Annotated in this window: 2 protein-coding genes; both read right to left on the reverse strand. The window is 62.1% G+C overall.

The annotated features are described in order from the left end of the window. Positions 1–771 (reverse strand): IS66 family transposase (locus P0D80_RS50390; RefSeq protein ID WP_459252781.1); only part of this gene is annotated, 771 nt, incomplete at its 3' end. Between the two features lie 101 nt (positions 772–872). Further along, on the reverse strand, positions 873–1,074 hold a 202-nt coding region (gene tnpB, locus P0D80_RS50395; protein ID WP_408296292.1), incomplete at its 5' end, for an IS66 family insertion sequence element accessory protein TnpB.

Genomic DNA, 1,074 nt, shown 5'->3' on the forward strand with positions numbered 1-1,074 from the left:
AATGAAGGCAATGAGAAGAGCAAGTGCAAAGAGCAGTGCTTCGCTACGTATGGGTGGCGGCAGGCCCGGCGGAAAGAACCACCCCTCCCAGCGCACCGCAATCACCACGACGGCGACCAGCGCGAGCGGCACGAATTCTAGGCGACGGTCCGAAACTGCTAGCGCTCCGCTTGGCACGATCAGCGACAGGAGCACGTCCTGCAATATTTGCCCGATCTTGCTGTCCGGCGTGACCGTGGCCGGTACCACGAACACGGTGAGCATGAGGAGAATCAGCAGCGCTGGCATACTGCAGCCGCGCAGCCGCGCGGCGCGTTCAAGGAATCGTTGAGCATGCTTCATTCTCGCTTGCAACTGTTCGCTGACCTCTTCGCCCATGCGGTGAAGTGCATGGGCGAAGCTCGGGCAGACCTTCTGCTCTTCGGGCAGGTCGTATTCGACGCGCTGACGTGGCAGGTGTGCCGGCAACGGTTTGCGTCCGGGCCTGTTTCGTGCCGACCCGGGTACATCTGGCAGGCCAGTATCGGGCAGCTCGACCGTGTCTTCGACATCGCCGGCGTCATCGTCGTCGGTGGCGGCAATCTGTTCGGCCTCGTCGAAGACGCGATCCCCGAGTTTCTCGCTGCTCGGCGCGAAGCGCTTGCTCTGTGCCAGGCGGAACTGCTCCTCCAGTTGGGCAACCCGTTCGCCCAGTTGCCGGTTGCGTGTCTCGAGTTCACGGATATAGGCCTGGGCGGCCGGCGGCAATCGGGAGAAATCGTCTTCGTTCATGCTCCCAGGGTAGCGAAGAACTGCGTGCGATGGGTTTACGGGAATTTGTAACCGTCTAACCGTCCAGGCGCCCCGTTGTTTTACCGGGAACGCCCCGGCGTTCAACTCGCGTGGCGGTACCGCCGTGATGGATGGCGGCGCACCGCATCAACGTCAATGCCCTCAAGGAGCCAATGCAGTTGTTCGGTCGTCAACTCGATTACCGCCTGTGACCGACGTGGCCAGACGAAGTGGTCCTGCTCAAGGCGCCGCAGCATCAGCCAGAAGCCGGTGCGCTCGTAGAACAGTAACCTGACCCGGTTG

The organism is Paraburkholderia sp. RL17-373-BIF-A, from assembly GCF_046030175.1.
In the GTDB taxonomy this organism is placed as follows: Bacteria; Pseudomonadota; Gammaproteobacteria; order Burkholderiales; family Burkholderiaceae; genus Paraburkholderia.